This is a genomic window from Streptococcus danieliae (assembly GCF_013415245.1).
Taxonomy (GTDB): domain Bacteria; phylum Bacillota; class Bacilli; order Lactobacillales; family Streptococcaceae; genus Streptococcus; species Streptococcus danieliae_A.
On the sequence record NZ_JACBXX010000185.1, the window covers coordinates 1 to 3163 of the forward strand.

The window sequence follows — 3163 nt, forward strand, 5'->3', positions numbered from 1 at the left end:
TTACTCACCCGTTCGCAACTCTTCCAAAAGAGCAAGCTCTTTCTTCAGCGTTCTACTTGCATGTATTAGGCACGCCGCCAGCGTTCATCCTGAGCCAGGATCAAACTCTCATCAAAAGTTTGAGCTACTGCTCATTTCTGTCACTGACAGATTTATTGTTTTTTTCTTGCCGGGCACTATTTCTAGTGTCCCACACATTGGTATTCGTCTTGTTCAGTTTTCAAAGGTCATGCCTCTCACGAGACAACTTCATTAGTTTACCAAAACCTCAAATCTTTGTCAACACTTTTTTGAAAAATTTTTGAAGTTTTTTTGACTTGGTTCGGATGGACCGAACCTTTATCAACTAACTGTCCCGTTTAAGGAACTCTCCCTCCAGGACTTTCTTAGTATACAACACTCGGCTCACCTTGGCAAGAGTTTTTTACAATTTTTTTGAAAAAAAGAGACTGGGTTCATTCCCAGCCTCGCAATATAGGGTTTATTTAACTTCGAGAAGTCCAAAATCACCGTCTTCGCGTTTATAAAGAACATTGGTAGAATCGTCCTCTGCATCTTTATAAATAAAGAAGTCATGTCCTAGAAGCTCCATTTGCAGAACTGCCTCTTCAACACTCATTGGTTTCAAATCGATTTGTTTGGAACGAACAATGTTAACAGGGATTTTTTCGTCATCTTCAACCAATTCATTAGTGAAAATGTGACCAGTTGGAACCTTAGCCCGATGTTTCTTTTCAATTTTGGTTTTGTTTTTACGGATTTGACGGTCAATTTTATCAACAGCTAAATCAACAGATCCATACAAATCTTGAGAAACATCCTCTGCCCGTAGAGTTAGGGAGCCAAGTGGGATGGTTACTTCAACTTTAGCAGTTTTTTCACGATATACCTTTAAATTGACCCGTACATCCAATTCTTGATCTTCTTGAAAATATTTTGAAAGCTTTTCAAGTTTTGCTGTAACATAATCACGAATGGCTTCTGTTACCTCAATATTTTCGCCGCGGATACTATATTTAAACATATATATACCTTCCTTCTAAGCTAGAAGCTTTTCTATATACAGTATAACGTTTTCATTTTTAAAATGCAAGCCCTTTCCTCATCGAGCGATGGAAAATGTGAAAATATTTTGACAGCCATTTTCAGAAAGAACTTGCTTGGCCAATTCCATTGTAGCCCCTGTCGTGTACACATCGTCGACCAAAATCACACCTTTTTGCGCCTTGATTTTCCCCTTTACTGCAAATACTTGTCCCAGCGCCAGCCGTTCCCACCGATCCTTACCAATCTGGTGCTCTACCTCTGTTTTTGTCAGAAGCCGTTCATAGGAGATTCCTGCCGCCTCCAAAATTCCTTCCACCTGATTGAAGCCGCGTTCTTGATACCTTTGCTTAGAAACTGGAATTGGCACGACGGTATACCCCTTCCATTCTTTAAATTTTTCTTTAACGTCTTTGGCAAAAGCAAAACGCAGCTGGTAATCTCCCCATTGCTTGTATTGAACAAAATAGTTGGCCATATTCTGCTCGTAATGGTAAAGAGCTGTATGACAGATACGATGACCTCGGTTCCGCCAAGCCAAACAATCCTGACAAATTTCTGAGAGCCCCGCTTTGTAGCAAGTCGGACAGTGGTTCTTCCCAATTGTGAAAAAGGAACCTTGGCAGGAAGAACATAGAACCTCTGTATTCCTCCGCATCAAAAAGAGGTCTCGGAAACACAGTGGACTTGAAAAAAGTGTCTGACAAAGAATACAAGTTATCAAAAGCCAGCCTCCCGATTCATCTGTTTGATTTCTTGAATGGCTTGTTTGCTAGCTCGTGTCTGTTCCTGCACAAAAAAGAGAACCAGTCCGTCTGGTCGCTCCTTGCTACGCCCCACGCGCCCAGCGATCTGAACCAGGCTGCTCTTAGTATAAAGAGCATGGTCTGCTTCCAAGACAAACACATCGACCTTAGGAAAGGTCACTCCCCGCTCCAAAATCGTAGTTGTGATCAAAACCTCTACCACTCCCGCTCGAAACTGCTCTACCAGCTCTTTCCGATTCCCTGAAGAAGCGGAAACAAAAGCGACCTTCAGATTCGGAAAAACTTTACCTAACTGTTTATAGAAGTTTTCTCCCCACTGAATCAACGGTAGAAAAATTAAAAGGGGAAAACCACTCTGCCGCTGTCTCCGAAACTGCATCAGAAAAGTCCTGGATACCCTTCCCTTTTCTTGATACCCAGACCAGTAAATAATCCGCGGCACAACTAGGGGCTGCTGGTGAAAGCGTTTGGGTAGGGCTAAACGCACCAAGTCCCCACGCTGAATTCTCTGCTCCAACAAGGGAGTAGTCGTAGCCGTCAAAAAATGGACCGGGGCAGCTACTTTCTGAGCCTGCTCAACCGCAGCATAGAGCTGGGGATTTTCATCAAAGGGAAAGGCATCCACCTCATCCACAATCAGCAGGTCAAAGGCCTGGTAAAAGCGAAAAAGTTGCGGAACCGTTGCTACAATCAACTGACTCCGTTGATAAGGTTCCCCTTCCCCATATAAGAAACAAGTGGAGACTGTAAAATCCCTCTGCAAACGCTGATGCAGTTCGCGACAGACATCAATTCGCGGACTGGCCAGACCAACCACCCCACCTTTATTCAAAGTATCTGTCAACAAAGGGTAGAGCATCTCCGTCTTTCCCGCACCGGTTACAGCATGGACCAGACAAGACACTCCCTGAAGACTTTGTTCCAACAAAACCTGAGCAATCCGAGCTTGGTCAGGACTGAGCTCTCCCGACCAGCGACAAGAGTCTGTGACAGGAAAGGATTTCTGTGCCAGAAAATAAAGGGATTCGTCGGAACGCAGACGCCCCATTTGGATACAGGCCCGACAATAGAAGGCTCCTTGAGGGAGACGATTGATCTGGCTCAATCTTGTCTGACATCGCTGGCAAATCCACTGGCCACCGGATTGGCGGATCCCTAGCATACAGTCTGATTTAGCCTTAAGCGACTCGGGCCATTCCCCTTCCGGCAAACGGCGACCCCAGTAATTTTTTTCATCTTCCATACTTCTTTATTCCACGACAAACGCATGAAAGGTTCTAACTGATTTTTTCTTCAGTCAGAACCTTTTTTTACAGCAATGATTTTAAATATCTATCAAAGACCATGCTCAG

3 protein-coding genes and 1 rRNA gene are annotated in these 3163 nt (G+C 44.0%); all 4 read right to left on the reverse strand.

Annotation, left to right across the window (positions count from 1 at the left end; translation table 11 throughout):
• Positions 1-116 (reverse strand): 16S ribosomal RNA (locus HZY94_RS08825); the annotation flags it as partial.
• A gap of 365 nt (positions 117-481) precedes the next feature.
• On the reverse strand, positions 482-1024 hold the full coding sequence (hpf, locus tag HZY94_RS08830) for a ribosome hibernation-promoting factor, HPF/YfiA family (RefSeq protein WP_179925845.1): 543 nt from the start codon (positions 1022-1024) through the stop codon (positions 482-484).
• Between the two features lie 78 nt (positions 1025-1102).
• A complete protein-coding gene (locus HZY94_RS08835) occupies positions 1103-1585 on the reverse strand; it encodes a ComF family protein (RefSeq protein WP_218925748.1) in 483 nt (160 codons plus the stop codon).
• A gap of 179 nt (positions 1586-1764) precedes the next feature.
• Positions 1765-3054, reverse strand: coding sequence for a DEAD/DEAH box helicase (locus tag HZY94_RS08840; RefSeq protein WP_179925847.1), 1290 nt, complete (start codon positions 3052-3054; stop codon positions 1765-1767).
• Between the last annotated feature and the right edge of the window lie 109 nt (positions 3055-3163).